This is a genomic window from Aeromonas sp. ANP5 (genome assembly GCF_963870295.1).
Classification (GTDB): Bacteria; Pseudomonadota; Gammaproteobacteria; order Enterobacterales; family Aeromonadaceae; genus Aeromonas; species Aeromonas veronii.
The window spans coordinates 41452-66136 of record NZ_CAWMRY010000002.1 but is presented as its reverse complement, the minus strand read 5'-3'; the positions used below and the strand labels follow the sequence as shown (position 1 = coordinate 66136).

General features: G+C 59.9%; 21 protein-coding genes. 12 read left to right on the top strand and 9 right to left on the bottom strand.

What is annotated here, in order from left to right; all coding sequences use genetic code 11:
* The first annotated feature begins 22 nt into the window (after positions 1 to 22).
* The 10 genes from rpe (at position 23) to AACT07_RS01505 (ending at position 8820) form a co-directional block, all read left to right on the top strand.
* Entirely contained in the window at positions 23 to 697 is a 675-nt protein-coding gene (rpe, locus tag AACT07_RS01550) for a ribulose-phosphate 3-epimerase (protein WP_040098116.1), read from the top strand.
* Complete coding sequence (locus AACT07_RS01545) at positions 684 to 1352, top strand: phosphoglycolate phosphatase (RefSeq protein ID WP_069526393.1); 669 nt, start codon at positions 684 to 686, stop codon at positions 1350 to 1352. The genes rpe and AACT07_RS01545 overlap by 14 nt, the downstream gene beginning before the upstream one ends.
* Before the next feature lie 42 nt (positions 1353 to 1394).
* On the top strand, positions 1395 to 2399 hold the full coding sequence (gene trpS / locus AACT07_RS01540) for a tryptophan--tRNA ligase (protein ID WP_005362251.1): 1005 nt from the start codon (positions 1395 to 1397) through the stop codon (positions 2397 to 2399).
* A 118-nt stretch (positions 2400 to 2517) separates the two neighbouring features.
* Positions 2518 to 2733: a hypothetical protein gene (locus tag AACT07_RS01535; RefSeq protein ID WP_005334997.1), complete on the top strand. Its 216-nt coding sequence runs from the start codon at positions 2518 to 2520 to the stop codon at positions 2731 to 2733.
* A gap of 21 nt (positions 2734 to 2754) precedes the next feature.
* Complete coding sequence (locus AACT07_RS01530) at positions 2755 to 3336, top strand: aminodeoxychorismate synthase component II (protein WP_069526392.1); 582 nt, start codon at positions 2755 to 2757, stop codon at positions 3334 to 3336.
* A gap of 276 nt (positions 3337 to 3612) precedes the next feature.
* Positions 3613 to 4830 carry an aspartate aminotransferase family protein gene (locus AACT07_RS01525; RefSeq protein ID WP_058055649.1) on the top strand — a complete coding sequence of 406 codons (1218 nt, stop codon included), beginning with the start codon at positions 3613 to 3615 and terminating at the stop codon, positions 4828 to 4830.
* A 76-nt stretch (positions 4831 to 4906) separates the two neighbouring features.
* The gene (gene astA, locus AACT07_RS01520; protein ID WP_005334994.1) at positions 4907 to 5926 is read left to right on the top strand and encodes an arginine N-succinyltransferase; all 1020 of its coding nucleotides are present in this window, start codon (positions 4907 to 4909) and stop codon (positions 5924 to 5926) included.
* 72 nt (positions 5927 to 5998) lie between these two features.
* Positions 5999 to 7468, top strand: a complete 1470-nt coding sequence (astD, locus tag AACT07_RS01515) for a succinylglutamate-semialdehyde dehydrogenase (protein WP_069526391.1) — start codon at positions 5999 to 6001, stop codon at positions 7466 to 7468.
* Positions 7469 to 7527: 59 nt separating this feature from the next.
* On the top strand, positions 7528 to 8325 hold the full coding sequence (locus AACT07_RS01510) for a DUF1338 domain-containing protein (protein ID WP_021229798.1): 798 nt from the start codon (positions 7528 to 7530) through the stop codon (positions 8323 to 8325).
* A 234-nt stretch (positions 8326 to 8559) separates the two neighbouring features.
* The gene (locus AACT07_RS01505) at positions 8560 to 8820 is read left to right on the top strand and encodes a hypothetical protein (RefSeq protein ID WP_043822322.1); all 261 of its coding nucleotides are present in this window, start codon (positions 8560 to 8562) and stop codon (positions 8818 to 8820) included.
* A gap of 84 nt (positions 8821 to 8904) precedes the next feature.
* Here AACT07_RS01505 and AACT07_RS01500 read toward each other — a convergent pair whose 3' ends face one another.
* The gene (locus AACT07_RS01500; RefSeq protein WP_069526390.1) at positions 8905 to 9507 is read right to left on the bottom strand and encodes an HAD family hydrolase; all 603 of its coding nucleotides are present in this window, start codon (positions 9505 to 9507) and stop codon (positions 8905 to 8907) included.
* 173 nt (positions 9508 to 9680) lie between these two features.
* Between AACT07_RS01500 and AACT07_RS01495 the strand changes: the two genes are divergently transcribed.
* The gene (locus AACT07_RS01495; protein WP_171902752.1) at positions 9681 to 11057 is read left to right on the top strand and encodes an MDR family MFS transporter; all 1377 of its coding nucleotides are present in this window, start codon (positions 9681 to 9683) and stop codon (positions 11055 to 11057) included.
* Positions 11058 to 11168: 111 nt separating this feature from the next.
* Here the strand turns inward: AACT07_RS01495 and nifJ are convergent, their stop codons facing one another.
* The 3 genes from nifJ to AACT07_RS01480 all read right to left on the bottom strand — a co-directional run bounded on the left by nifJ (position 11169) and on the right by AACT07_RS01480 (position 17161).
* Complete coding sequence (gene nifJ / locus AACT07_RS01490; protein WP_069526389.1) at positions 11169 to 14711, bottom strand: pyruvate:ferredoxin (flavodoxin) oxidoreductase; 3543 nt, start codon at positions 14709 to 14711, stop codon at positions 11169 to 11171.
* Positions 14712 to 14939: 228 nt separating this feature from the next.
* Entirely contained in the window at positions 14940 to 16580 is a 1641-nt protein-coding gene (locus AACT07_RS01485; protein ID WP_069526388.1) for an alpha-glucosidase, read from the bottom strand.
* Positions 16581 to 16780: 200 nt separating this feature from the next.
* Positions 16781 to 17161 (bottom strand): DUF1622 domain-containing protein, encoded by a 381-nt coding sequence (locus AACT07_RS01480; RefSeq protein WP_033115688.1) that lies wholly within the window; start codon positions 17159 to 17161, stop codon positions 16781 to 16783.
* 189 nt (positions 17162 to 17350) lie between these two features.
* Between AACT07_RS01480 and AACT07_RS01475 the strand changes: the two genes are divergently transcribed.
* Positions 17351 to 19024 carry an Hsp70 family protein gene (locus AACT07_RS01475; protein WP_069526387.1) on the top strand — a complete coding sequence of 558 codons (1674 nt, stop codon included), beginning with the start codon at positions 17351 to 17353 and terminating at the stop codon, positions 19022 to 19024.
* Here the strand turns inward: AACT07_RS01475 and AACT07_RS01470 are convergent.
* The 5 genes from AACT07_RS01470 to AACT07_RS01450 form a co-directional block, all read right to left on the bottom strand.
* The gene (locus AACT07_RS01470) at positions 19021 to 21792 is read right to left on the bottom strand and encodes a hypothetical protein (protein WP_069526386.1); all 2772 of its coding nucleotides are present in this window, start codon (positions 21790 to 21792) and stop codon (positions 19021 to 19023) included. The genes AACT07_RS01475 and AACT07_RS01470 overlap by 4 nt on opposite strands.
* A gap of 3 nt (positions 21793 to 21795) precedes the next feature.
* Positions 21796 to 22545 carry a DUF1266 domain-containing protein gene (locus AACT07_RS01465; protein ID WP_069526385.1) on the bottom strand — a complete coding sequence of 250 codons (750 nt, stop codon included), beginning with the start codon at positions 22543 to 22545 and terminating at the stop codon, positions 21796 to 21798.
* A 75-nt stretch (positions 22546 to 22620) separates the two neighbouring features.
* Entirely contained in the window at positions 22621 to 23541 is a 921-nt protein-coding gene (locus tag AACT07_RS01460) for an alpha/beta hydrolase (RefSeq protein WP_069526384.1), read from the bottom strand.
* Positions 23542 to 23628: 87 nt separating this feature from the next.
* Complete coding sequence (gene yqfB, locus AACT07_RS01455) at positions 23629 to 23955, bottom strand: N(4)-acetylcytidine aminohydrolase (RefSeq protein WP_069526383.1); 327 nt, start codon at positions 23953 to 23955, stop codon at positions 23629 to 23631.
* A gap of 42 nt (positions 23956 to 23997) precedes the next feature.
* Complete coding sequence (locus AACT07_RS01450) at positions 23998 to 24669, bottom strand: Crp/Fnr family transcriptional regulator (protein WP_069526382.1); 672 nt, start codon at positions 24667 to 24669, stop codon at positions 23998 to 24000.
* Positions 24670 to 24685: the final 16 nt, after the last annotated feature.

Genomic DNA, 24685 nt, shown 5'->3' with positions numbered 1-24685 from the left:
TGGCTGCCAATGGATGATGCTGATGAAAGACTTTCTGATTGCCCCCTCGATCCTCTCTGCCGATTTTGCCCGTCTGGGTGACGATGTAGCCAAGGTACTGGCTGCTGGTGCCGACGTGGTTCACTTCGACGTGATGGACAACCACTATGTCCCCAACCTGACCATTGGCCCCATGGTCTGTCAGGCGCTGCGTGACTACGGTATCGAGGCCCCCATCGACGTGCACCTGATGGTCAAGCCGGTGGATCGCATCATTCCCGATTTTGCCAAGGCGGGTGCTTCCCTCATCACCTTCCATCCGGAAGCATCCGATCACGTTGATCGCTCTTTGGGCCTCATCAAGGAGATGGGCTGCCAGGCCGGTCTGGTGCTGAATCCTGCTACCTCGCTCTCCTGCCTCGAGTATGTGATGGACAAGCTGGACGTGATCCTGCTGATGTCGGTCAACCCGGGCTTCGGTGGTCAGAGCTTCATCCCCGGTACCCTCGACAAACTGCGTCAGGTGCGTCGCCTGATCGACGAGAGCGGTCGCGATATCCGCCTCGAGATCGATGGCGGGGTGAAGGTCGACAACATTCGCGAGATCGCCGAAGCGGGTGCCGACATGTTTGTCGCCGGCTCGGCCATTTTCAGCCAGCCTGACTACAAGGCGGTGATCGACCAGATGCGTGCGGAGCTGGCTCATGTCACACGCTGAGCGCGCATTTGATTTGGTGCTGTTCGATCTGGACGGCACCCTGATTGACAGCGCCGCCCAACTGGCGCAGGCGGTCAATCTGACTCTGGCAGACCTCGGTCTGGCGCAGGCCGATGACGCGGTGATCCGTACCTGGGTCGGCAACGGAGCCGACAAGCTGATCCAGCGTGCGCTCGCCTATCGCGAGGCCGATCCCGAGCTGTTTGCCAAGGCCAGACCGATTTTTTTCCAGCACTACAACGCTTGCCTGCTGCAAGGGCTGGCGATGTATGACGGGGTGGCCCAGAGTCTGCGTCGCTTGCAAAGCCTGGGCTACAAGCAGGCGATCGTTACCAACAAGCCGAGCGATTTCGTGGCCCCCATCCTCGATGCCCTTGGCATCAGCGATTGTTTCGAACTCTGGCTTGGCGGCAACTGCGTGCCGGTCAAGAAGCCGAGCCCGGAGCCCTTGTTGCACGCTTGCCAGGAGTTGGGGGTGAGCCCGGCTCGCACCCTGATGGTGGGCGACTCCGAAAATGACGTGCTGGCGGCCAAGGCGGCTGGCATGAAGGTGGTGGGTCTTACATACGGCTACAACTATGGCCGTCCCATCGCCGACTCTCATCCAGACTGGGTATTCGAGCAGTTTGCCCAGCTCGATGCACTTTTGGTCTAATAGCGCAGCTGGGCTGGCTGAATAACAAGGATTAACACTCTCATGACTAAACCAATCGTATTGAGCGGAGCGCAACCCTCCGGTCAACTGACCATCGGCAACTACATGGGGGCCCTGCGTCAGTGGGTCAACATGCAGGATGAGTTCGACTGCCTCTACTGCATCGTCGATCTGCACGCCATCACCACTCGTCAGGACCCGGCTGCACTGCGCAAGGCTTGTCTGGACGCGGCAGCCCTCTATCTGGCGGTCGGTATCGATCCCAAGAAGAGCACCGTCTTCATCCAGTCTCACGTGCCGCAGCACGCCGAGCTGGGCTGGATCCTCAACTGCTATACCCAGATGGGTGAGTTGTCGCGCATGACCCAGTTCAAGGACAAGTCCGCTCGTTTCGAGAACAACGTCAACGTCGGCCTGTTCGGTTATCCGGTGCTGATGGCGGCCGACATCCTGCTCTATCAGGCTAATCAGGTGCCGGTCGGCAACGACCAGAAGCAGCATCTGGAGCTGACCCGCGACATCTGCACCCGTTTCAACAACCTCTATGGTGAGGTATTCACCATGCCGGAGCCCTTCATTCCGACCGAAGGGGCGCGGGTGATGAGTCTGCAGGATCCGACCAAGAAGATGTCCAAGTCGGATGACAACGAAGCCAACTTCATCGGCCTGCTGGAAGATCCCAAGCAGATCGTCAAGAAGATCAAGCGTGCGGTGACCGATTCCGACGAGCCGGCGGTGGTGCGTTTCGACCCGGAAAACAAACCGGGTGTCTCCAACCTGCTGACCCTGATGTCCGGGGTGACGGGTCGCTCCATCCCCGAGCTGGAGCAGCACTTCGAAGGCAAGATGTACGGTCACCTCAAGACCGAAACCGCCGAAGCCGTGGTTGCGCTGCTGGAACCGATCCAGGCCCGTTTCCACGAGTTGCGTCAGGATGAGGCCCATCTGATCGCGATTCTGGCAGAAGGCGCACAAAAGGCGCGCGAAAGAGCTGAAAAAACCCTGACCAGCGTATATGATGTAGTCGGCTTCGTTCCTCGAGCCTGACATACTGGGAAGGTGTAGTAGAAGAGAGCTGGGTATTTGCCTGGCTTTCTTTATTTTCTGCCCGGCTATTTTGTTTCATTTCTTTATTTCAACCTGGGTAATATCCCCAAGAGAAAGCATGCCTGTTCAACCAACTATTTCTGCTGAAGAGCTGAGTGACAAAGGTCACTGGCTACGTAAATTTCGCAAGGCGAAAAACCTCAATACCCTGCAGTTGATGGTCTCCAATGCCATCGACAAGCACCATAAAACCCCTGCCGTTGCTGCCGCCATCTATCTGGCCGAGTGTCAGCGTGAACGGGAAATGGAACAGGGTCGTTATCTCGATCGTTAATTCTCCGCTGTTGGTTATCTCATGCTGTTGTTGATCGATAACTACGACTCTTTTACCTGGAACCTGGTGCAATATTTCGGCGCCCTGGGACAAGAGGTTGTGGTCAAGCGCAATGATGAACTGACGCTTGATGCCATAGCGCAGCTCTCCCCCCGTTTTCTGGTGATCTCTCCCGGTCCCTGTACGCCCAATGAGGCGGGGATCTCTCTCGATGCCATCAGCCACTTTGCTGGCAAGCTGCCCATTCTCGGCGTCTGTCTCGGTCATCAGTCGCTGGCGCAGGCCTTCGGCGCCCGCGTAGTGCGTGCCCGTCAGGTAATGCACGGCAAAACCTCGCTCATCCGCCATCGCAATGAGGGGGTGTTCAAGGGGCTCAACAACCCGCTGAGGGTGACCCGTTACCACTCGCTGGTGGTGGAGCGCGACACGCTGCCCGACTGCTTCGAGATCACCGCCTGGAGCGAGCATGCCGATGGCTCGTTTGACGAGATCATGGGGCTGCGCCACAAGACGCTCCCTGTCGAGGGTGTTCAGTTCCATCCGGAGAGTATTTTGAGCGAGCAGGGCCATCAGTTGCTGGCCAACTTTCTGGCGCGCTCATAAAAAGTTGTGATCGCCTTCTCAAGTTCGAGAGAAGGCAAAAAAAATTTCCCTGACACTTTATTCACCCCCTCTCCTGCCCAAATTATCTCTTGCCAAGCCCCCCTGAGTCGTTATGCAATGCGGTTGCCTAAAATCTCAAGAGCAATCGAACATTGTTCCTTATAGGCCGTCTTGTTACAGACTTTTTACTTTATTTCTGTGATAATCCCGTCACGTTTACACGGATTTAACTTTTGGGCGGTGGATTATTCTGTCGCCGAATCGAAGGAGAGCTATATGTCAGAGTTGTTGGCAGTGACACGTGAAGTGTTTGATGAAGTGATGGTTCCCAACTATGCGCCCGCCAAGATCATCCCGGTGCGTGGTGAAGGGTCACGTGTCTGGGATCAGGAAGGGCGCGAGTATGTCGACTTCGCCGGTGGCATCGCCGTCAACGGTTTGGGTCACTGTCATCCCAAGCTGGTCGAGGCCCTGAAAACCCAGGGCGAGAAGCTGTGGCACCTCTCCAACGTCATGACCAACGAGCCGGCCCTGCGCCTGGCCAAGAAGCTGGTTGCCGCCACCTTCGCCGACAAGGTCTACTTCTGCAACTCCGGCGCCGAAGCGAACGAAGCCGCTCTCAAGCTGGCTCGCCGCTACGCCATCGAGAAGTTTGGCGAGCAGAAGACCCAGATCATCGCCTTCAATCAGGGTTTCCACGGTCGTACCTTCTTTACCGTCAGCGTCGGTGGCCAGGCAGCCTACTCAGATGGCTTCGGTCCCAAGCCCGGTGACATTACCCACGTACCCTACAACGATCTGGCGGCGCTGGCCGAAGTGATCTCCGACAACACCTGCGCCGTGGTGATGGAGCCGCTGCAAGGGGAGGGGGGCATCATTCGTCCCACCGACGAGTTTGCCAAAGGGGTGCGCGAGCTGTGCGACAAACACAATGCCTTGCTGGTGTATGACGAAGTGCAGTCAGGGGTCGGCCGGACCGGTGATCTCTATGCCTATATGGGTCTGGGCGTCACGCCGGACATCCTCACCAGCGCCAAGGCTCTGGGGGGCGGTTTCCCCATCGGCGCCATGCTGACCACCAACGAAATCGCTTCTTACCTGAAAGTGGGCACTCACGGCTCTACCTACGGCGGCAACCCGCTGGCCTGTGCGGTCGCCGAGGCGGTGATCGATGTGATCAATACTCCGGAGGTGCTGGCTGGCATCAAGCAGCGCGAACAGCTGTTCCGCGATGGCCTTGAAGCAATCAACGCCAAATACCACTGCTTTAGCGAGATCCGCGGCAAGGGTCTGCTGCTGGGCGCGGCCCTGAGCGATGCCTACAAGGGGCGCTCCCGCGACTTCCTGCTGGCCTCCATCGATCAGGGGCTGATGGCACTGGTGGCTGGTACCAACGTGGTTCGTTTTGCCCCTTCACTGGTGATCCCGGAAGCGGACATCAAGGAAGGGTTGGCCCGCTTCGAGAAGGCGGTTGCCCAGGTGGTTAACGCCTGATTCCAAATTGAGGTGGGGAGCTCTCCCGGCAGGAGCCGGGACCCCACCTGTCGTCAATGAAAGGGAGTTGTCATTTATGTTGGTTATCCGTCCCATCGAGCAAAAAGATTTTGCCGGGCTCAAGACCTGCGCCATCGAGTCCGGCACCGGCATGACCTCGTTGCCCGTCAACGATGAGCTGCTGCAGCGCAAGATTGACGCCTCTACCCAGACTTTTTCCGACAAGCCCGCCGGCAAGGGAGACTGCCTCTACTTCTTCGTGGCTGAGGATCTGGAGACCGGCGAGATGGTCGGCACCTGTGCCATCGATGCCGCGGTTGGCCTCTCCCAGCCGTTTTACAACTACCACATCGGCAAGGTGGTGCACTCATCACCCAAGCTCGGCATCTACAACGTCGTTGAAACCCTGACTCTCTCCAACGACTACACCGGCAACTCCGAGCTTTGCACCCTGTTTTTGCGTGAATGTGCCCGCGAGGGGCTCAACGGCCGCCTGCTCTCCAAGCACCGCTTTCTGTTTATGGCCGAGCACCCCGAGCTGTTTGACGAGACCGTCTTCGCCGAGATGCGTGGCGTCTCCGATGCCAACGGTCACAGCCCCTTCTACGAGTGGCTGCAAACCCATTTCTTCTCGATGGATTTTCCCACCGTCGACTATCTGACCGGCATCGGCAAGAAGCGCTTTATCGCCGAGTTGATGCCCAAGTACCCCATCTACGTCAATTTGCTGAGCAAAGAGGCGCGGGCCGTTATCGGCCAGACCCACGAGAAGACCCGCCCGGCCATCAAGATGCTGCAGGACGAGGGCTTCGTGAACCGTGGTTACGTCGATATTTTCGATGCGGGCCCCACCGTCGAGTGCGACGTGAAGAATATCCGCAGCGTGCGCCGCAGCAAGAAGCTGCGGGTGCTGGTGGGCGAGCCCATCGGTGGCAAGACCCACCTTATCTGCAACAGCCGTTTCGAACATTACCGCGCCTGCTACGGCAATATCCGGGTCGATCTCGACAAGCACGAAGCCATCATCCCGCCCAAGATGGCGGCGGCACTCAAGGTGCAGGATGGCGACATGGTGCGGGTGGTTGACCTCGACTGAGGCAAACAGGACAAGCAAACCGATTATCAGACAGGCAGCCTCGGCTGCCTGCCAGCGACAGGGAGTGAATGGATGAGCCAGTTAGTGCAATTTATCGACGGTCAGTGGCTTGCCGGTGAAGGCAAGCCGTTCGAGTCACGGGATCCGGCCAAGAACGAGGTGATCTGGCAGGGGGCTGCCGCCAGCGCGGCGCAAGTGGATGCCGCCGTCAAGGCCGCCCGTGCCGCCTTCTACCACTGGGCGGATATGAGCCTTGAGGATCGTCTGGCCATAGTGCGCCGTTATGCCGACCTGCTCGGCGAGCAGAAAGAGGCGCTGGCCCTGACCATCGCCCGCGAAACAGGCAAACCGCTGTGGGAGACCCGCACCGAAGTGGCCGCCATGCAGGGCAAAATTGCCATCTCAATCCGTGCCCACGACGAGCGTACCGGCACCGTTGAAAATGCCATGCCGGGCGCCAAGGCGTTTGTCCGTCACAAGCCCCACGGTGTGGTGGCGGTGTTCGGCCCCTACAACTTCCCGGGCCATCTGCCCAACGGTCATATAGTCCCAGCACTGATTGCGGGTAACGCTGTGGTGTTCAAACCCTCCGAGCTGACCCCCATGGTGGCCGAAGCCATGGTCAAGGTGTGGCAGGAGGCGGGGCTGCCCAAGGGGGTGCTCAATCTGGTGCAAGGGGAGGTCGAGACCGGCAAGGCGCTGGCGGGCAATCCCGACATCGACGGCCTCTTCTTCACCGGTTCCTCCCGCACCGGTCATTTCCTCCATCAGCAGTTTGCCGGTCAGCCGGGCAAAATTCTGGCCCTCGAGATGGGCGGCAACAACCCGCTGATCGTGAAAGACGTGAGCGACATAGACGGCGCTGTGCATGCCATCGTCCAGTCGGCATTTATCACCTCCGGTCAACGTTGCACCTGCTCGCGCCGTCTGTTTGTCGAGCGCGGTGAGCGTGGCGATGCCCTGGTCAAGCGACTGATCGAGGTGGTTAGCCAGATCAAGGTCGGCCTCTATGACGCCGCCGAGCAGCCGTTCATGGGCTCGATGATAAGCGAGAAGGCTGCGATTGGTATGGTTGAGGCGCAAGCCAACCTGCAACAGCTGGGCGGCGAAAGCCTGCTTACCCTCAAGCACCTGGAGGCGGGTACCGGCTTCGTCTCCCCGGGTATTATCGACGTGACAGCAGTCAAGGCGCTGCCGGACGAAGAGTACTTTGGCCCGCTGCTGCAACTCATTCGCTATGACGATTTCGATGCCGCCATCGATCTGGCCAATGCTACCCGTTATGGTCTCTCGGCCGGTCTGCTGGGGGACAAGGAGGTGGACTGGCACCATTTCTTCAAGCGGATCCGCGCCGGTATCGTCAACTGGAACAAACCCATCACCGGCGCCTCCAGTGCCGCGCCGTTTGGTGGTATCGGTGCTTCTGGCAACCACAGGGCGAGCGCCTACTACGCCGCTGACTATTGTGCGTATCCGGTTGCCTCTGTCGAAGACAGCAAAGCCGCCATGCCGGATCAACTGTCGCCCGGCCTGCGCTTCTGATAACGACACGGGGCATCCAGCGGTGCCCCCATCTGTACCCGCAATCAAAGGAAAGAGAGATGCAAAAGGATATCGACACCCTGTTCAGCCATCTGTGGGACAACTACATCAAGGTGACGCCGAGCGCCCTCAAGGTGCACACCCTGCTGGGTGGCGGCGAGCCCATCGTCAACGATCACGTGGCGTTTCGTACCTACAACCTGCCCAAGCTGGGGCTGGAGAAGCTGGCCGCCCACTTTCTTGCGCTCGGTTACGAGCAGAAGGGCGAGTACGTCTTCAAGGCCAAGAAGCTCTATGCCAAGCACTTTGAGCATCAGGATCCGGACGCTCCCAAGGTGTTTATCAGTGAGCTGAAGGTGGAAGAGCTCTCCCCGGCTGCCCAAGCCATCATCCACAAGCTGGCCGATCAGGTGCCCGATCATCTGACCGATACCCCGGCATTTCTCTACACCGGTGCCCCCTGGCAGGTCTCCTATGCCGATTATCAGACTCTGCTGGCGGAGAGCGAGTATGCGGCTTGGATGGCAGCCTGGGGTTATCGTGCCAACCACTTCACGGTCAATATCAACAAGTTGAAGGATTTTGACACCATCCATCAGGTCAATGCGGCGCTCAAGGCGGCGGGTTTTGTCCTCAACAGTGTGGGTGGCGAGGTGAAGGGGGATCCGCAGGTGATGCTGGAGCAATCCTCCACCATGGCGGACAAAGCAGAGGTGCCGTTCAGCGATGGGGTACGTACCATCCCGAGCTGCTTCTACGAGTTTGCCCTGCGCTATCCGCAGGCCGATGGCGTGCTCTATCCGGGCTTTGTCGAGGCCTCGGCGGACAAGATCTTCGAATCGACGAATGCCATGTAACGGGAACCACCCTGTTTCAGTCGCAACGCCTCCTTTGTGGAGGCGTTTTGTTTGGCGCAGAGTGACGGTATCGGGTGTTGTCTGACGCTGCGTGAAGAGGGGATTTGTACGGAGCCTAACAGGTGAAAATTTGTTGATAAAAATGTGAACGAGATCACTTGAGACGACACAGATTGACGCTGGCGGCGGAACAAAAAGGAGTAGAATGGCGCTTTATTTTTGCGGGGCCAATCGATGCCTAACTATCACTTTTTCAAGCAGGGTCAGGCGCTTACCTATCTAGATGCTAATGCACCCAGCTATAGCGATGAGCGTCGTCAACTGGTCGAACAGGGATTTGCCGCCATCGCCGCCCCCACCTTTGCAGATACCCCGGCCGAAGCCCTGGAGTTGCTTCGCACTCATCAGGCACTACAGGATGAGGCGCAGGCCAACGCCCTTTGTCTGACGGTTGCCACTATTCCGGCTGCGATCGCAACTCTGTCCGGGCACTGACGCTGCTGCTATGCTCACGTGAATAAAAAATGGTGCCACTGTGATGGCACCATTTTATCGGTTTGCCTGCTTGCCCTGAGTACTTTACCGCTGGTGCAGGTCACCTTCGATAACCAGCACGGTATCCATCCCTGCTGCCTTGCCAGCCTCAAGCCCGATCCGGGTATCTTCAAACACCAGACAGTTGGCGGGATTGGCGCCGAGCAGTTCGGCCACCCGCAAAAAGGTGTCGGGGTGCGGTTTGTGGTTGGTGACATCATCGGCACTGACCACCACAGAGATATAGGCATCGAGCCCAGTACTTTTCAGGATGGAGTCCGCCTGATTGCGCGGTGAGCCGGTGCCAATCCCCATCTTGACCTTGCCGTGATAGTGCCTGACCAGTTCCCACATCTTGGGAAAGACGCTGGCCTTGTCGATATGTTCCATATAGAGGGCAATCTTGCGACGGGTAAAGGCCTCAACATCCACCGTCAGCCCCTGCTGCTCGGCCAGCATGGCGATGATCTTGCGGGTGGGAATGCCGCCGTACTGATAGAGCTGATCCCGCTCGAAGGGGATGCCGAATTCGGCGCAGGTAAGCTCCCAGGCATCCAGATGAAGGGGCATGGAATCTACCAAAGTGCCATCCATATCGAAAATCAGGGCATCGTAGTGATCAAACCCATACTGCTCACGCTCGCTCATGGGGGCTCCTCGAATCAAATAGAGCAGGCTAACAGAAACGGTCGGCATTTTGTGGGATCGGCCTCATGGTTGGGCAGATTGCGGCCGCCGTTTTTTCTATCTCTTGCTGATTTGTGAGACAATAATCCGTTCATTGCCGGATACTTTGGCATATCAGATCTGCGAGTCCGCTTATGACCTCGAAAATATCCCCCAAAACCATCTTCTCCAGTGTGGCGCTGGTGATCGCGCTTGGTTCACTGGAAAAGAGCATAGTCACCACCCCGCTGCCCATGATTGGCGCCGAGCTGCACGCTGGGGCCGCCCTCACCTGGGTGGTCACCGCCTACCTGTTGGCGGCCACCGCCGTGCTGCCCCTCTATGGCAAGCTGAGCGATCTTTTTGGCCGGGTGCGGATGCTCAATATCGGCATCGGCCTGTTTCTGGCGGGCTCGGTGGCCTGCGCCCTCTCCCAGGATCTGCAGACCCTGCTGGCAGCACGGGTGCTGCAAGGGCTGGGGGGCGGCGGCCTGATTGCCCTCGCGTTTACCGTGATTGCCGACACCATTCCGCCACGGGAGGTGGGCAAGTATCAGGGCTACATCTCGGCGGTCTATGCGGTCTCCAGCATCGCCGGCCCCTTGCTTGGCGGCTACTTCACCGAGCAACTCAGCTGGCGCTGGATCTTCTGGATCAATCTGCCGCTCGGGGCGCTGGCAGTCTTTCTCATCAACCGCAACCTCAAGCAACTCAACGTGCGTCGCCACAGTCGCTTCGACTGGAAGGGCGCGGGTCTGCTGATTACCGTCACCACGCTCACCCTGTTGCTGCTCTCGCCGGAGGCGGCGCTGCCCGCCGTCTGGCTCTCGGCGGCGCTGGGCGTCGCGTTGCTGCTGCTCATTCTGATTGAGCGGCATGCCCACGACCCCATATTGCCTGCCCATCTGGCCCGGCTGCCCGGCTATCTGGTGAGCGTGCTGCTGGTGATGCTCTCCCAGCTACTGATGTTTGCCGTGCTGGTCTATCTGCCGTTGCAGATGCAGTGGCAGAAGGGGATGAGCGCCAGCGAGAGCGGCGCCATCATGGTCATCTTCATGATTTGCATCACTGCCGGCGCCTTTGTCGGCGGCAAGCTGATTGGCCGTACCGGTCACTACAAAAGCTTTGTTGCGGTCGGGTTTGCGCTGGCCGCGGTGGCTCTGTGGCAGATCCACTTCGATGCCTGGGTCAAGCTGGCGCTCGGGTTTGCCGGTATTGGTCTGGGTCTGGTGCTGCCCGCCCTCTCGGTGGTGGTACAGAATGCCCTGCCACGGGAAGATCGCGGCATCGGCATGTCGCTGTTCAACTTCGGGCGGGAGCTTGGCGGTGCCGTCGGCGTGGCTATCTGCTCCATGCTGTTTCATTTCCGCCTGCCAGCCGGCAGCGGTGGCGATCTGAGCCGGCTCGCCCCCGATCTGCTGGCCCCGGGCTTCAGCGCGACCTATATCGGCATGGCACTGATCGCCACGCTGGCGCTGCTCATCACATTGCTGGCGTTGAAGCGCCATGAGCTGGCCTCCATCAGCGCCTGAGCCGGCCTGTGCCGACATTGGCTCACCATAGCTAGCATCAGGGCTCCCCGCGGGGAGCCCTGATGGTTATTTGGTGAATAGAGTGGCTGCTGCCATCAAGCCATACGTGGCTTACTCCTGCGCCGGGCTCTCCTTGCCTGCCAGCTGGCTCAGCCAGGCGAAGCGGCGATTGGCCTCCTGCTCCGCCTCTTCATAGAGCTGGCTGGCCACCTCCGGCAGCTGGCGCTCCAGCCGCTGGAAGCGGGGCTCATGGCGCAAGGTCTCGGCCAGCGAGGCATTGGGTGCCCGCGAGTCGAGTGCCAGCGGCAGTTTGCCTTCGTCAGCGCGGCGCGGATCGAAGCGGTAGAGGGGCCAGAAGCCGGTGGCGGTCAGCTGTTTCATCTGCTCGTGGCTCTCGGCCATGTCGTAGCCATGTTCCTCGCAGGGGCTGTAGGCGATGATGAGCGAGGGGCCCGGGTAGGCTTCCGCCTCCTGAATCGCCTTCACTGTCTGGTTCATCTGGGCGCCGAGGGAGATCTGCGCCACATAGACGTGACCATACATCATCACGCTGGCACCGAGATCCTTGCGTGCCTTGCGTTTGCCCTGCTCGCCAAACTTGGTGATGGCACCGAGTGGCGTCGCCTTCGACTGCTGGCCGCCGGTGTTGGAGTAGCACTGGGTATCGAGCACCAGCACATTGATGTTCTCCCCCAGACTCAGCACATGGTCGAGCCCGCCAAAGCCGATGTCGTAGGCCCAGCCATCGCCGCCGATGAGCCAGACCGATTTCTCCACCAGATAGTCCGCATCGCGGGCCAGTTCAAGGGCCTCCGGGGCCTTGCTCTCCTGCAGCAACACTCGCAACTGCTGGATATGGGCCCGCTGCTCGGAAATCGGCAGGGTGGCATCGCCGAGCGCCTCGCGCAGCGCTGCCGGGATGGTGTCGCCCAGGCTCGCCAGCAGACGGCGCACCCGTTCCCTGTGCTGATCGACGGTAAGACGGAAGCCCAGTCCGAACTCGGCGTTGTCTTCAAACAACGAGTTGGCCCAGGCCGGCCCGCGCCCGTCGGCGTTGGTGGTGTAGGGGGTGGTAGGCAGGTTGCCGCCATAAATGGACGAGCAGCCGGTGGCGTTGGCAATCAGCAGCCGATCGCCATAGAGCTGGGTCAGCAGCTTGATGTAGGGCGTTTCGCCACAGCCGGAGCAGGCGCCGGAGTATTCAAATAGCGGCGAGATGAGCTGGGAGGTGCGGATGTCGATGCGCTCCAGCTGCTCGGCGCTACGCTCTGGCAGGTCGAGGAAGAAGTCGTAGTTGGCCTTCTGCTCGTCGAGGTGATCGAGGCGTGAAGCCATATTGATCGCCTTGCGATCCGGGTTGCTGCGATCCTTGGCCGGGCACACCTCTACGCAGAGGTTGCAGCCGGTGCAATCCTCCGGCGCCACCTGCAGCACGTACTGCTGGCCGCGCATGTCACGGGATTTCACATCCAGCGCATCGAGAGTGGCGGGAGCTGCGGCCAGCGCATCCGGCTCTACCACCTTGGCGCGAATGGCCGAGTGGGGGCAGGCGGCGACACAGTAGTTGCATTGGGTACAGAGCTCCGCCTCCCAGATGGGGATCTCCTTGGCGATGTTGCGCTTCTCCCAGCGGGTGGTGCCGACCGGCCAGGTGCCATCCGGCGGGAAGGCGGAAACCGGCAGGCTGTCACCCAGCCCCGCCAGCATGGCGGCAGTGACGGTCTGGACAAAGTCGGGGGCCTTGGCCGAAACCACCGGCTGGCGGGGGCGGCTGGCGGGATCCAGCTCGCCAAGTGGCACCCGGGTCAGGGCGGCGCAGGTCGCCCCCAGTGCCTGCCAGTTGCGTTCGACCAGCGCTTGTCCCTTGCTGCCATAGCTGGTGGCGATGGCCTGCTTCAGCAGGCTGGTCGCCTCTGCGGGGGGAATGATGGCGCTGAGCTGGAAGAAGGCCATCTGCATCACGGTATTGATGCGGTTACCAAGCTGGCAGTCGCGGGCAATTTTGGCGGCGTTGATGATGTAGAAGCGCGCCTCTTTTTCGCGCAGGGCGTGCTGCACCTCGCTGGGGAGGCGCTGCCAGATCTCCGCTTCGCTGTAGGGGGTGTTAAGCAGGAAGATGCCGCCTGTTTTCAAGCGCTCCGCCATCCGGTACTTGTCGACAAACTGCCACTGATGGCAGCCGATAAAGTCCGCCTCTTCCACCAGATAGGCCGATTGCAGCGGCCGCTCGCCCACCCGCAGGTGAGAGACGGTGAGGCCTCCCGCCTTCTTGGAGTCGTAGACGAAATAGCCCTGCGGATAGAGGTCGGTGTGGTTGCCGAGGATCTTGATGCTGTTCTTGGCCGCTGAGACGGTGCCATCGCTGCCAAGGCCGTAGAAGAGGGCCTCCAGCTTGCTCTGACCGCCCCGGTGTTGACCATGGTCGATGGCGGGCAGTGGCAACGAGAGCCCAGTGACGTCGTCAAAGATGCCGACGGTAAAGCGCGGGCGCGGGTTCTCTTGCGCCAGTTCGGCAAACACCGCCAGCGCGCAGGCGGGGCCGAACTCTTTGGAGGAGAGGCCGTAGCGACCGCCGATAACCCGCGGCAGGTTTGCCCGCTCGCCCCGGCTGACCGCTTCGGCCAGCGCTGTCATCACGTCGAGATTGAGGGGCTCGGCCTGTGCGCCCGGCTCCTTGGTGCGATCCAGCACGGCGATGGCGCGGGCACTCTCCGGAATTGCGGCCAGCAGGTGCCCGGCCGAGAAGGGACGGAACAGCCGCACCTTCACCAGCCCCACCTTCTCCCCTTGGGCCAGCAGGCGCTCGATCACCTCCTCACAGGTGCCGATGGCCGAACCCATCAGCACCACAATTCGCTCCGCCTGCGGGTGGCCGACGTATTCAAATGGCCGGTAGTGGCGGCCGGTCTGCTCGCCAAAAGCCTGCATCGCTTCGCTCACATGGCCATAGGCGGCGTCATACCAGGGATTGCTCGCCTCTCGGCACTGGAAGTAGGTGTCCGGGTTGGCAGCGGTGCCGCGAATGACCGGTTTGTCGGGGGTGAGCGCCCGGTCACGATGGGCACGGATGGCATCTGCGGGCAGCAGGGCGCTCAGGGTGTCGTCAGCGAGTGGCGCTATCTTGGCGATCTCGTGAGAGGTACGAAAGCCGTCGAAGAAGTGGATAAAGGGGAGGCGGCTGTTGAGGCTCGCTATCTGGGAGATCAGGGCGAAATCCTGCGCCTCCTGCACATTGCTGGCACAGAGCATGGCGCAGCCGGTCTGGCGCACTGCCATCACGTCCGAGTGATCGCCAAAGATCGATAGCGCATGGGTCGCCACGGTACGCGCCGCCACATGCAGCACGAAGGGGATGAGCTGACCCGCCAGCTTGTAGAGGTTGGGGATCATCAGCAGCAAACCCTGCGACGAGGTAAACGAGGTCGCCAGCGCGCCGGTCTGCAGGGCACCGTGGACGGCAGCGATGGCGCCCCCTTCCGACTGCATCTCGACAACCCGGGGCACATCCCCCCAGAGGTTCTTGCCCCGTTCGCTCGACCAGGCCGACGACTGCTCAGCCATGGCCGAGCTGGGGGTGATGGGGTAGATGGCGATGACTTCGCTGGTGCGGTACGCCACCGAGGCGACTGCGTTATTCCCGTCTGTGGTGATCATGTGTTTTCCACTTTGCTATGCCAGTTTGAAGGCCGATAGTTGCATCGGCAATGGATAGGTCGCTGGCATAGTAAGAGGGGCAATGAGAGCGTATCAAACGGGATAAATAATCAATTAATAAGTCAGTAATAGTGGTTAATTTAATCCCACCGCGTGGGGGCGTGATTTTATGCTGGTAACCAACGGGAGGTGGCTGACGGGCCATTGGTATGGCCCCTCAACACGGGGTTAACCCTGCTCCACTTGCAGCCAGATGGTGCACTGATAAGGGGCGAAGAGCGGCAGTGGTTCACTTGGGTAATTGGCCAGCAGCAAACGCATCTTGTCTGTCACCTTGTCGAAGTGGGGCATCGGCAAGGGGGTCGCCGTGAGATTGGCGAGCAGCAGCAGGGTGTGCCGCTCTCCGCTGGCCGGATCCTGCCAGTGGCGGCGATAGCTGATGCGCTCGGGGTCGTCCCCATCCAGCAGCTCGAAATTGCCGTGGCGAACGACAGGGTGGGCCTTGCGCAGGGCGATAAGCTGGCGATAGCAGTGAAACGGCGAGTCGGGGCGGGCCAGTTGCTCGGCGGCATTAATCTCGATGTGATTGGCGTTGAGGGCAATCCAGGGTGTGGTGGAGGTGAAACCGGCGTGGGGACCTGCATCCCACTGCATCGGGGTACGGGCATTGTCGCGGCTGATGGCATCGAGCCGCCGACTCAGCTCGGCAGGATCCAGCCCTGACTGGCTGGCGCGGTAGTTGATGGCCTCCACATCGCGCAGCTCGTCCGGCTGCCAGTGGCGGTTGGTCATGGCCAGCTCCTCCCCCTGATAGATGAAGGGAGTGCCCTGCATCAGGTGCAACACCATGGCCCACAGCCTGGCACTGGTTTCCCGCCACTCTGGCCTGTCATCGCCAAAGCGGGAGACAGCGCGAGGCAGGTCGTGGTTGCCGAGAAACAGGCTGTTCCAGCCCTGACCGTGCAGCCCTTGCTGGTGGCGGGCCATGGCTCGCTTGAAGGCGAGGGGATCAAAGCGGGATGACCACTTGTCACTGCCGAGCCCCAGATGCTCGAAGTTGAACACCATGCTGAACTCGCTGCCATCGTGGTTCGAATAGTTCTGCATATGGGCGAGATCGGCTCCCCAGGTCTCCCCCACCGTGATGATCCCCTTTCTGCCGAAGCTCGCGGCATTGAGCTCGCGGATATAGTCGTGCAGGCGCGGGCCATTGCTCATGGCCAGCCGGTCCCACTCCTTGCTCACCATGTCTATCACATCGAAGCGAAATCCCTTGATCCCTTTGCCCAGCCAGAAGTTGATCACCGCCGCCATTTCGGCCCGCACTGCCGGGTTGTCCCAGTCCAGATCGGCCTGACTGGGATCGAAGTTGTGCAGGTAGTAGCGATCAAGCGCTGGCACATACTGCCAGCCGCTGCCGCCAAAAATCGAGGTGATGGGGTGAGCATCGACAAAGGCTTGATCCCGGAATACGTAATAACCCTGATAACGGGGATCGCCGGCCAGTGCCTTCATAAACCACTCGTGCTCGGTGGAGGTGTGGTTGGCGACGATATCCATCATGATGCCGATGCCGTGAGCGGCTGCTTCGGCTATCAGCTGCTCCATCTCGGTCAGGGTGCCGAAGGCGGGGTCGATGGCACGGTAGTCCGCCACATCGTAGCCGTTGTCCCGTTTGGGGGAGCGATAGATGGGGGTGAGCCAGAGCATATCGACCCCGAGGGTGGCCAGATATCCTAGGCGCTGACGGATGCCGTTGATGTCGCCCATACCGTCGCCATCGCTGTCCTGAAAACTCATGGGGTAGATCTGGTAGATGACGCAGCTATCGAGGTCGATATCGGGCGTGTGAAGGGAGTGCGTATTCATCAGCTTGGCCGGTTAGGGGAGAAGATTTTCTATCTTACGCAGATGAACGGGTACTCGACAGGGCAGGGGAAACCTTGAAAAGGGTTCCATAGTTGGCTGATTGCCAAAAGTGCGGGAAGGGTCACAAAGGTGCCATCCCAGGCCACGGCGGTGGTCGGGATGACACGGCACTTAGCACCGATACTCTGCAGGAATAGAGGTTATTGAGCAGCCTTGGCCTGCTCGCTGCGCTGCTCCTGCTGGCGTTCGGTCTGGGCTTCCAGCTCCTTGCCGAGGAAGTAGTTCAGGAAAGTGCGGATCACCGCGATGATGGCGAGGCGGATCAGCTCCTCCTTGCTCGGCGCGACCGTGGTGGCCAGGATGTCGGCGGCGAGCTGGAACTCCAGCGCCAGAATAAGCCAGCTGCCAAAACAGAGGCGAATGCGCGGAAAGCCAGGTTCGTGATCCTCCATCCGTGCCGCCAGCCAGAGGGTCTTGCCAAGCCCTATCACCACACAGGCGATGGAGATGATCTCCAGCAGCAGCTGGAACAGCTCGACCCCGTGCATCATGCCCTCTCGCAGGCTCGCTATCTCAAACACTCGGGTCACCTCCCTGATTCAAAAGAGGACACTATTAACACATCGATCGGCAAAGGCCAAATTGAAGCCAATTAAGGCTTGTGAGTGAAATGAGCCGATGAACTAACGTTGGGCTTCACTTGACCACTTTTTGTATGCACAGCACAATCCTTGCTCTTTCATGTAGTCAAAAGGTGAAGAGGCATTCTCATGACGCAGATGCAGAACCCAGCCATTGGCATTGATCTGGGGACAACCAACAGCGCGATCGCAGTATGGCGTGAGGGCCAGGCTCAACTCATACCTAATGCCCATGGCGAGGATCTGACGCCGTCGATTGTCAGCATTGGTGAGGACAACACCCTGCTGGTGGGTCAGGCTGCTGCTACCCGCCTGCTAACGGACCCTACCAATACAGCGTCTCACTTCAAGCGTTTTCTGGGCAGTGAGCGGCGTTATCGACTGGGCAAGGAGCAGTACACACCGACCGAGCTCTGTGCATTGGTTCTGGGGAGCCTGAAGTCGGATGCCGAGGCGTGGCTCGGCCACCCTGTGAGCGAGGTGGTTATCTCGGTGCCAGCCTACTTTGGCGATCAGCAGCGCAAGCAGGTGCGACTGGCGGCCGAGTTGGCTGGGCTTGATGCGGTGCGCCTTATCAACGAGCCGACGGCAGCCGCCATGGCTTACAGCCTGCATGAGCAGTACAGCCGCCGTTTTCTGGTGTTTGATTTGGGCGGGGGGACCTTCGATGTGACCGTGGTGGAGTATCAGGATGGCATCATGGAGGTGCGAGCCTCGGCGGGAGACAATCGGCTCGGTGGCGAGGACTTTACCCAAGATTTGGTCGATGCGGTGCTTAGCAGGCTCAACACCGATCGCGGTGAACTGACGCTCTCCCAACTCGGGCAAGTTTATTTGTCCTGCGAGCGGGCTAAACGTCATCGCAGTGGTAGCGGCCTTGATGTCGAGCTTGGTGCAGAGTGGAACCGGAAATTCAGTTTCTCCGAAAGCGAGCTGACCGAGACCTGGCGCGATACCCTCACCCGGTTACGTAAACCCTTGAGTCAGGCGCTCTCCGATGCGCGCCTGCGTCCCGACGAGGTTGATGAGCTGATCTTTGTCGGTGGAGCGAGCCGCCAGAGCGAGGTACAACAAATGGCGGTGCGTCTGCTTGGTCGCTTTGGCCGCCACGAGCTGGATCCGGATCGGGTGGTCGCCATGGGAGCTGCTATCCAAGCTGCCTGCCGTTTGCGTGACAGTGCGGTTGAAGAACTCATCATGACAGACGTTTGTCCTTTCACGCTGGGCATCGCTGTCAGCCAGGGTGACCAGCACGGCATCTTTAGTCCCATCCTCGAGCGCAATACAGTTGTACCAGCTTCACGAGTGGAGCGTTACCGCAGTGGTCACGAACAACAGAGTGCTGTGTGCATCAGCATCTATCAGGGGGAGCGCTTCTGGGTGCGCGACAACCTGCATGTGGACGATCTCGAGATCCCGTTGCCGACCGGCAAGGGCATTCAGGAAGTGGATGTGCGTTTCAGTTATGACATCAACGGCATGCTGGAGGTTGACGTTACCCTGGTGAATTCGGGTGAGCAGTTCCAGAAGGTAATAGACAGAAGTCCGGCTGGCGTGACCGAAGAGGGCAAGCACGAGAGTCGAGAGCGTCTGGCCCGTCTCAAGCAACATCCGCGCGATGCGTTGCCCAATCTGACCCTGAGCGAGCGATTACAGCAACTCTATGAAGAGAGCATCGGTGACGAGCGGCGTCAGATAGAGCAGTGGCTGCTGCAATTTGAACGGGTCCTGGCTGGCCAGGACCCACAGCTTATCCGCTCATTTCGCGAAGAGATGAATGCCCTGCTCAAGCAGTGGCACTAGCCAATAATTTCCTCAAGCGACATGCGGCCCTTGGCATAGAATGCCTTGGGCCACCCGTGGCGCAGCTCTCCCGCTTTGACGCCTGAGATGGCGAGTAGATGCCCCAACCAGATGGGCAGTCCCCAAAACGCCGAATTGGAGAGAAATAGAATCGAAAACCACATTGCGCTCCATAGCCAATAGAGCTGTAACACGGGTCGCCGTTTGGTGCCTCGCGTTACCTGATAGATGAGATAGACGTTCAAGAACAAGACGCTATAGAGGGCGATCAGACTGCCACGCTCCGTTTTCCAGGCCATGTAGGGATCACCCAGTATGGAGAAGGGGTGGTCGCTCAACGGGAAGACCATGAAGAGTTGCAGCAAGCCGATGAGCATGGTGAACAGGAGCGCGCCTTTACCCAGCTGTTTGAAGCGTGAGCGGTCATGTGCTCTGTCATGTTCAAGCTGTTGATTGAGCTTGTCTTCGAGGTAACCGAGCGTGAGGCTGGCCGCCTCTCGCTGGGGTGGGGAGAGCGATTCCTGGTCCCTTAGTAGCGGCTGGATGAGTCGGCTGTTAAAACCGCTTCGATTCACGTCATGGGTCAGTAGCCCGAGGCAATAGCAACTGGGATGGACAAAGGTGGCTGCATTCTCACAAGGAAGATGCTGCTCCAGAATCGTGGGCGCGGTGATCGTGTCGGTGTCCTGAATCAGATATCCGTATATGAGGGACTCCTTGTGATACGGATAGTTTGCCAAATCCAGATTCCACTCCTTTCTAATGGCCTCCATTCGTCTGCGTAGAGGGCTCAGCAGGTAGGCATAGGCTGCGTTGCTCTCCGGGTGGCAGAGCAGCAGGTTCCACAGCACTATGCTGCTGGCGAGATCCGGTTCGTTATCGAGGCGCCGGCCAATCAGGGCGGCGAGCGCGGGCAACTCATGGGCCCTGGCTCTGTCGAGCAGTGACTGATCGCTCACCTCCGAGTTACGCAGCAGATCGGTCTGATTGCTCAGGGTCACTGACAGCACGTATTGCTCTGGCCAGCGGGCGCACGCCGTGGTGATGGCTGCCTGATAGACAGTGGGCTGTGCCGAGAGACGCAGTACGGTGGCGAGCGGGGTGTCATCCTGGCTGGGGGGCAGCACGCCCATGGCGTGGCGCAGGGCAGCGAGATGCTGTGTCGGTGTCCAGGCGTAGGCGTAATAGAACTGTGCCCAGCGGAAACAACCGGGCCAGCTCTCGCCATGCCAGGCATCGCTGAGCACCATATCGCTGTAGTAGCGTTGATGAGAGAGACGAGCGCCCAGATGCATCCCCAGCATCATCCGCTCATCCCATCCTTCATTGCTTGCGCGCTGGGCGATGGCCTTGAACCAGGAGTCAGGCAGCAGCGGATAGCGGCGCAGGCAATCGAGCCACTGCTCCGGCGTGGCGCAGGCAATCTGCTCGGCACTGGGGGGCGCGATACTCAGCCAGTCATCGTTGCCATAGCGGGCAAGCAGTGTATCAAGCAGGGGCAGTGCTGGCCGCTCGGCCAGTTTGCGGCGAGCGTGGCGTTGCAGCAGATGTGCGAGGTACCGCCAGCCGCCCTCGGCCTCGGCCAGCTCGGGCTGTGTCAGTGCCGCTTCCAGTGCCTGCCAGGTGCCGTATTCGCTGTGCCACCATAGGCTGGCCAGGGCACCACGTGTGCCGGGTAGCGCGTCCAGCGCCAGGGCGGTGAGCGGCATATTGTCAAACCCCAGCATCTGGTCGTGCAGCCACTCTTCCACCGGGTCCGGCTGCTGCCAGGGCAGCATTAGCCACTGGGGTTCCCAATAGGCGCTGCGTGAGGCGGGCCACTTCTGGGCGGTGGCGAATGCCTGCAGCCAGCGGGACAGCTCCTGATCGCTGTCTAGATGCCATTGGATAAGGTGATTGGCGAGCAGCGCCTCGTATTCCCGCTCTTCCAGTGCCTCGGCGACCTGCATCACCAGCTGTTCCTTGCCGCAGCGCAGGCTGGCGTCGGAGAGCAGGTGCCAGTCATCTTCACTGAGGTGATCCTGCTCCAGCAGAGCAAGTGTGAGCGCAAGACGGTGGGTGGGATCACCGTGAGTACCGGCGGCATGGAGCGCGCGCAACTGCAGCCGAAGCAGGTCCGGGTGGTCACCGACGATGGGGAGGGCTGAGTGATAGATGAGCCCTAACACGCTATTGCGATCACCTGCCTCGAGCGATAGCAGCAGTGGCTGATAGAAGGCCAACACTGCGCGCTGACGGGCATGATCAAGGGTGGCAAGCCACTTCAGAGGGGCTGCCAGCGGCGTCTGACGCCACCAGTCGAGAAATTCCCCCTTCTTTTGCATGTCCCCGGAAAGGCGAAGCAGTGACGCCCAGTCGAGCGCTTGCCAGAGACGCTCGATCACCGGTGCTGGCAACCATTGCCATTGAAAGATGTGTTGCAGCACCTCGTCCGACAGCCGGCTCTGCTGCACCAGCGAAAGTGACTGCAGTGATGTCTGCCACTTATCCCATTCGGTCATTACAAATCGCCGGCTGGCATCCCCAAGCAGTTCAAGCAGGGCGGTCAGTTCAGCGGCGTCGGCCGGACGAACCAGCTCGGTCTGTGGCTTCGAGGCGTCACTCATGGCTGGACGCGGCCGGCTGGCCTCTTCATAAGCCTCGCGCAGCAGGCGGAAGCCTTCGGGATCGTCTTCCGGGTGGCAGTCACGCAATTTGATATGGTAGGCGCGCTTGATAGCGGCCAGATCGTTGGTCTCTTGAAGACCGAGACGTTGCCAGATATCCATGTTTTATTCCTGCGGATCGCTGTTGAAGAGGTCAATGAGGCTTTGGGGCTGATCTATGTCGGGTAGGGAGACCTCGTACCAGCTCTGTCCGTGGATCGGGTTCTCCTTATCCCTGAGCGCATCTGCCAGCATTGTCCTCATCTCCCTGGCAATCCAGCCGTGTAGCAGAGCCTGGGCGGCTTGCTCCGGCTCCCCCTCTTCATGACTGAATTTCCATAGGCAGCGGCCGGCATACCAGGCCTGGGTGTACTGTTCCCAGGAGTGGTAACGCCGACGAGCCTGGTGGGCGAGATGGTTGTGGATAAAGCCGAACTCCTCCTCGCTGACCCAGCCAAAACGCAGCCCCTCCCGGGTGAGGTACGAGGCGCGCCCATAGTCCCATGCCTGCACACCATGGGGGCCGATATAGGGGGCGGTACGAGCCACGAAATCGAGTGAGGCGCGGTGACGCGGCGAGGTTGCGCGCTCTCGCATGGTTTGCCACTGGCTCGGTTGCAGGCAGTGAAAGGCGCCGTATTCCTCGAGCATGAGATGCCCGTGGCAGTCGCCAAAGGCCAGCTGACGAACCTGCCGGTGCAAGTCGAGGCGATTCTCAATGCCCCAGTCGTCGGCGAGTGCATTCCTCTCCTCCAGGCCATCTCGCAGGGAGGTGGGTTTGAGATACTCGCGCCACTCGGTCTGGAAGGCGATCTGTGGGGAGGTTAAAGTCAGCCACCATCGTTCGTGTGGGGCAAGATTGGTACTATCTAACATGGGGCTCACCAAGGGTGCGTTTGAGTCAGCTGGCAACTATAAAGGCGTGCGAAAATGGATGCAATTGGTCCTCTGTTACTGGTTACGCAACCAGTCGGAGAGTTGTTCAATGAGCTGACGCGCCGCGGGGCTGACTCCGGCCAGTTGGAAGAAGCCGTGTATCACACCCAGTTGCCGCTGACAGGTAGCCGTGACACCGGCTTGCAGCAGTTTGCGATAGAAGGCTTCCCCCTCATCGCGCAGCGGATCATATTCCGCCGTTACGATATGGGTCGGCGGTAATCCTGACAGGGCTGGATGATGGAGCGGACTTGCTTCGGGGTGAGTGGCGGGCTGCTCACCCAGATAGGCGTGAAAACCGCTTAACAGCATGTCGCGGGTGATGAGGTAATCATCCCCTAGCTGCCGATAGCTGTCACTGTCGCCCGCAGCATCGAGCATCGGATAGATGAGCAGTTGGGCGGCAGGCAAGGGGGCGCCTCGCTCCTTGAGTCGTAAGGTGGTGATCAGGGCTAGGTGGCCGCCGGCACTATCGCCCGCAAGGGCAATCCTTGCCGGATCCCCATGCCATTTCTCCACATCGGCCATGATGGCGAGCGTGGCTGCCAGTGCATCGTCATGTGCTGCAGGATAGGTGTGTTCAGGGGCAAGGCGGGTATGTACCGCGAACACCAGTGCCTCGGCGCGATTGCACAGCATGCGCATCTGGCGGTCGTGAGTGTCGAACTCACCGCTGACAAAACAGCCGCCATGAAAGTAGATCAGGGCCGGATGGCTTGCACTTGAGGTTGGTGTTGGTTGATAGAGGCGAACGGAATAATGGCCATTTTGCCACTCTTCGACAGCGCCAACCTTTTCCCGTTCACCACCCAATATGGCTGAAGCAAGATAGCCTTCACGCCGCTCCTGCCAGCTCAGGCTGCTCGCCTTGGGGCGGCCTGCGGCAATGAATTCTGCCACCATGGCCGCAATGGCCGGTTCAAGTTGTGTTTCCATAACGCACTAATGACTGTATATAAAAACAGTTATTTTGCGCTTTTAGCCAGAAAGCGCAACCGGCGTTAGCTGAGGCAGCTCACAAAATCAGGCTTCAATCAGCACGAATTCAATCACATAGAGCGGCGGCAGATAGGGGTAGATGTCGCGGATCACCTGTTTGAGCTCGGGGAGGGTCATGTTCTCCTGACGGGCGTGCTCGTCATTCAGTTCATCGAAGGCGACCGCCTTGACCGAGAGCACCTCAATGGTGCCAAAGGGCTGGTGCTCCGGGTTGGTGAACAGGGCCAGCCGCTGGCCGGGCTGCCAGTTGGCCTCGCTTTTGTCACGGATGGTGATGGTCTTGCTGCCCGCCTGAATATCGGCAACGAAGCGGCTGAAGAAGGTGAATTCGGGATAGGAATGAACAGACATAGTGACACCTGACTGGGTGAATCGAAATGAGGTGAATGGAAATCAAAGATCGAGATAGGCGCGCAGCCTGGCCAGATCGGCGATAACGGGGCCATTGCTGCCGTCGGCAATTATGCCCTGTTCGACCAGTTCCTTGAGGGCGCGGCGGTAAACCCGCTCTGTGGTGCCGAAGCGCGCCGCCTCATGGGCCCGCTTGCGTGACCCCAGCATGGGGGTGCGCTGGCATTCTCGCCACAACTCGTAGGCGATGTTGTAGGCGATGGGGTGGAGCAGCCGGCTGGTGGTGATCTCCAGGGTATCGAGATAGTCGCTGGCAAGTGCGGCGGCGAAAAAGAGGGTCAACTCCGGTTCTGCCAGCAGGCGCAGGGCTAGTTTGTTGGCGCAGATGACCCGGGCATCCAGCTCGGTCTCGGCCACCACGTTCCACTGCACCGGGGTGGCGCTGAAGAACTCCATTTCGCCGAAGATCTGGCTGTGACACTCAATCTCGCCGAGCTGGAAGATGCGGCCCGAGTGGACGGCGCTATTGAGGGAGACCCGCCCTGCGCCCACCAGATAGAGCTGCTCGCTCAGCTCCCCCTGCCGCATGATGGATTCGCCCGGCAGGTAGCGACGCAGAAACAGGGTGCACGCTTCCAGCGCCGCGGCAAAGCGGGGTTCCAGTTTGGCGAGTTCGGCGTGAAAACGACCGAGGGGATAGGGCTGTTGCTGCATGACGTACCTGTCGCAC

What these genes read in the sequence shown, in the direction of transcription:
- AACT07_RS01525 (WP_058055649.1), top strand. Translation starts at nt 3,613, where the DNA reads ATGTCAGAGTTGTTGGCAGTGACACGTGAAGTGTTTGATGAAGTGATG.
- AACT07_RS01470 (WP_069526386.1), bottom strand. Translation starts at nt 21,792, where the DNA reads ATGGATATCTGGCAACGTCTCGGTCTTCAAGAGACCAACGATCTGGCC.
- AACT07_RS01500 (WP_069526390.1), bottom strand. Translation starts at nt 9,507, where the DNA reads ATGAGCGAGCGTGAGCAGTATGGGTTTGATCACTACGATGCCCTGATT.
- AACT07_RS01465 (WP_069526385.1), bottom strand. Translation starts at nt 22,545, where the DNA reads ATGTTAGATAGTACCAATCTTGCCCCACACGAACGATGGTGGCTGACT.
- AACT07_RS01485 (WP_069526388.1), bottom strand. Translation starts at nt 16,580, where the DNA reads ATGAATACGCACTCCCTTCACACGCCCGATATCGACCTCGATAGCTGC.
- rpe (WP_040098116.1), top strand. Translation starts at nt 23, where the DNA reads ATGAAAGACTTTCTGATTGCCCCCTCGATCCTCTCTGCCGATTTTGCC.
- AACT07_RS01450 (WP_069526382.1), bottom strand. Translation starts at nt 24,669, where the DNA reads ATGCAGCAACAGCCCTATCCCCTCGGTCGTTTTCACGCCGAACTCGCC.
- trpS (WP_005362251.1), top strand. Translation starts at nt 1,395, where the DNA reads ATGACTAAACCAATCGTATTGAGCGGAGCGCAACCCTCCGGTCAACTG.
- astA (WP_005334994.1), top strand. Translation starts at nt 4,907, where the DNA reads ATGTTGGTTATCCGTCCCATCGAGCAAAAAGATTTTGCCGGGCTCAAG.
- AACT07_RS01510 (WP_021229798.1), top strand. Translation starts at nt 7,528, where the DNA reads ATGCAAAAGGATATCGACACCCTGTTCAGCCATCTGTGGGACAACTAC.
- AACT07_RS01505 (WP_043822322.1), top strand. Translation starts at nt 8,560, where the DNA reads ATGCCTAACTATCACTTTTTCAAGCAGGGTCAGGCGCTTACCTATCTA.
- astD (WP_069526391.1), top strand. Translation starts at nt 5,999, where the DNA reads ATGAGCCAGTTAGTGCAATTTATCGACGGTCAGTGGCTTGCCGGTGAA.
- AACT07_RS01545 (WP_069526393.1), top strand. Translation starts at nt 684, where the DNA reads ATGTCACACGCTGAGCGCGCATTTGATTTGGTGCTGTTCGATCTGGAC.
- AACT07_RS01530 (WP_069526392.1), top strand. Translation starts at nt 2,755, where the DNA reads ATGCTGTTGTTGATCGATAACTACGACTCTTTTACCTGGAACCTGGTG.
- nifJ (WP_069526389.1), bottom strand. Translation starts at nt 14,711, where the DNA reads ATGATCACCACAGACGGGAATAACGCAGTCGCCTCGGTGGCGTACCGC.
- yqfB (WP_069526383.1), bottom strand. Translation starts at nt 23,955, where the DNA reads ATGTCTGTTCATTCCTATCCCGAATTCACCTTCTTCAGCCGCTTCGTT.
- AACT07_RS01475 (WP_069526387.1), top strand. Translation starts at nt 17,351, where the DNA reads ATGACGCAGATGCAGAACCCAGCCATTGGCATTGATCTGGGGACAACC.
- AACT07_RS01535 (WP_005334997.1), top strand. Translation starts at nt 2,518, where the DNA reads ATGCCTGTTCAACCAACTATTTCTGCTGAAGAGCTGAGTGACAAAGGT.
- AACT07_RS01495 (WP_171902752.1), top strand. Translation starts at nt 9,681, where the DNA reads ATGACCTCGAAAATATCCCCCAAAACCATCTTCTCCAGTGTGGCGCTG.
- AACT07_RS01460 (WP_069526384.1), bottom strand. Translation starts at nt 23,541, where the DNA reads ATGGAAACACAACTTGAACCGGCCATTGCGGCCATGGTGGCAGAATTC.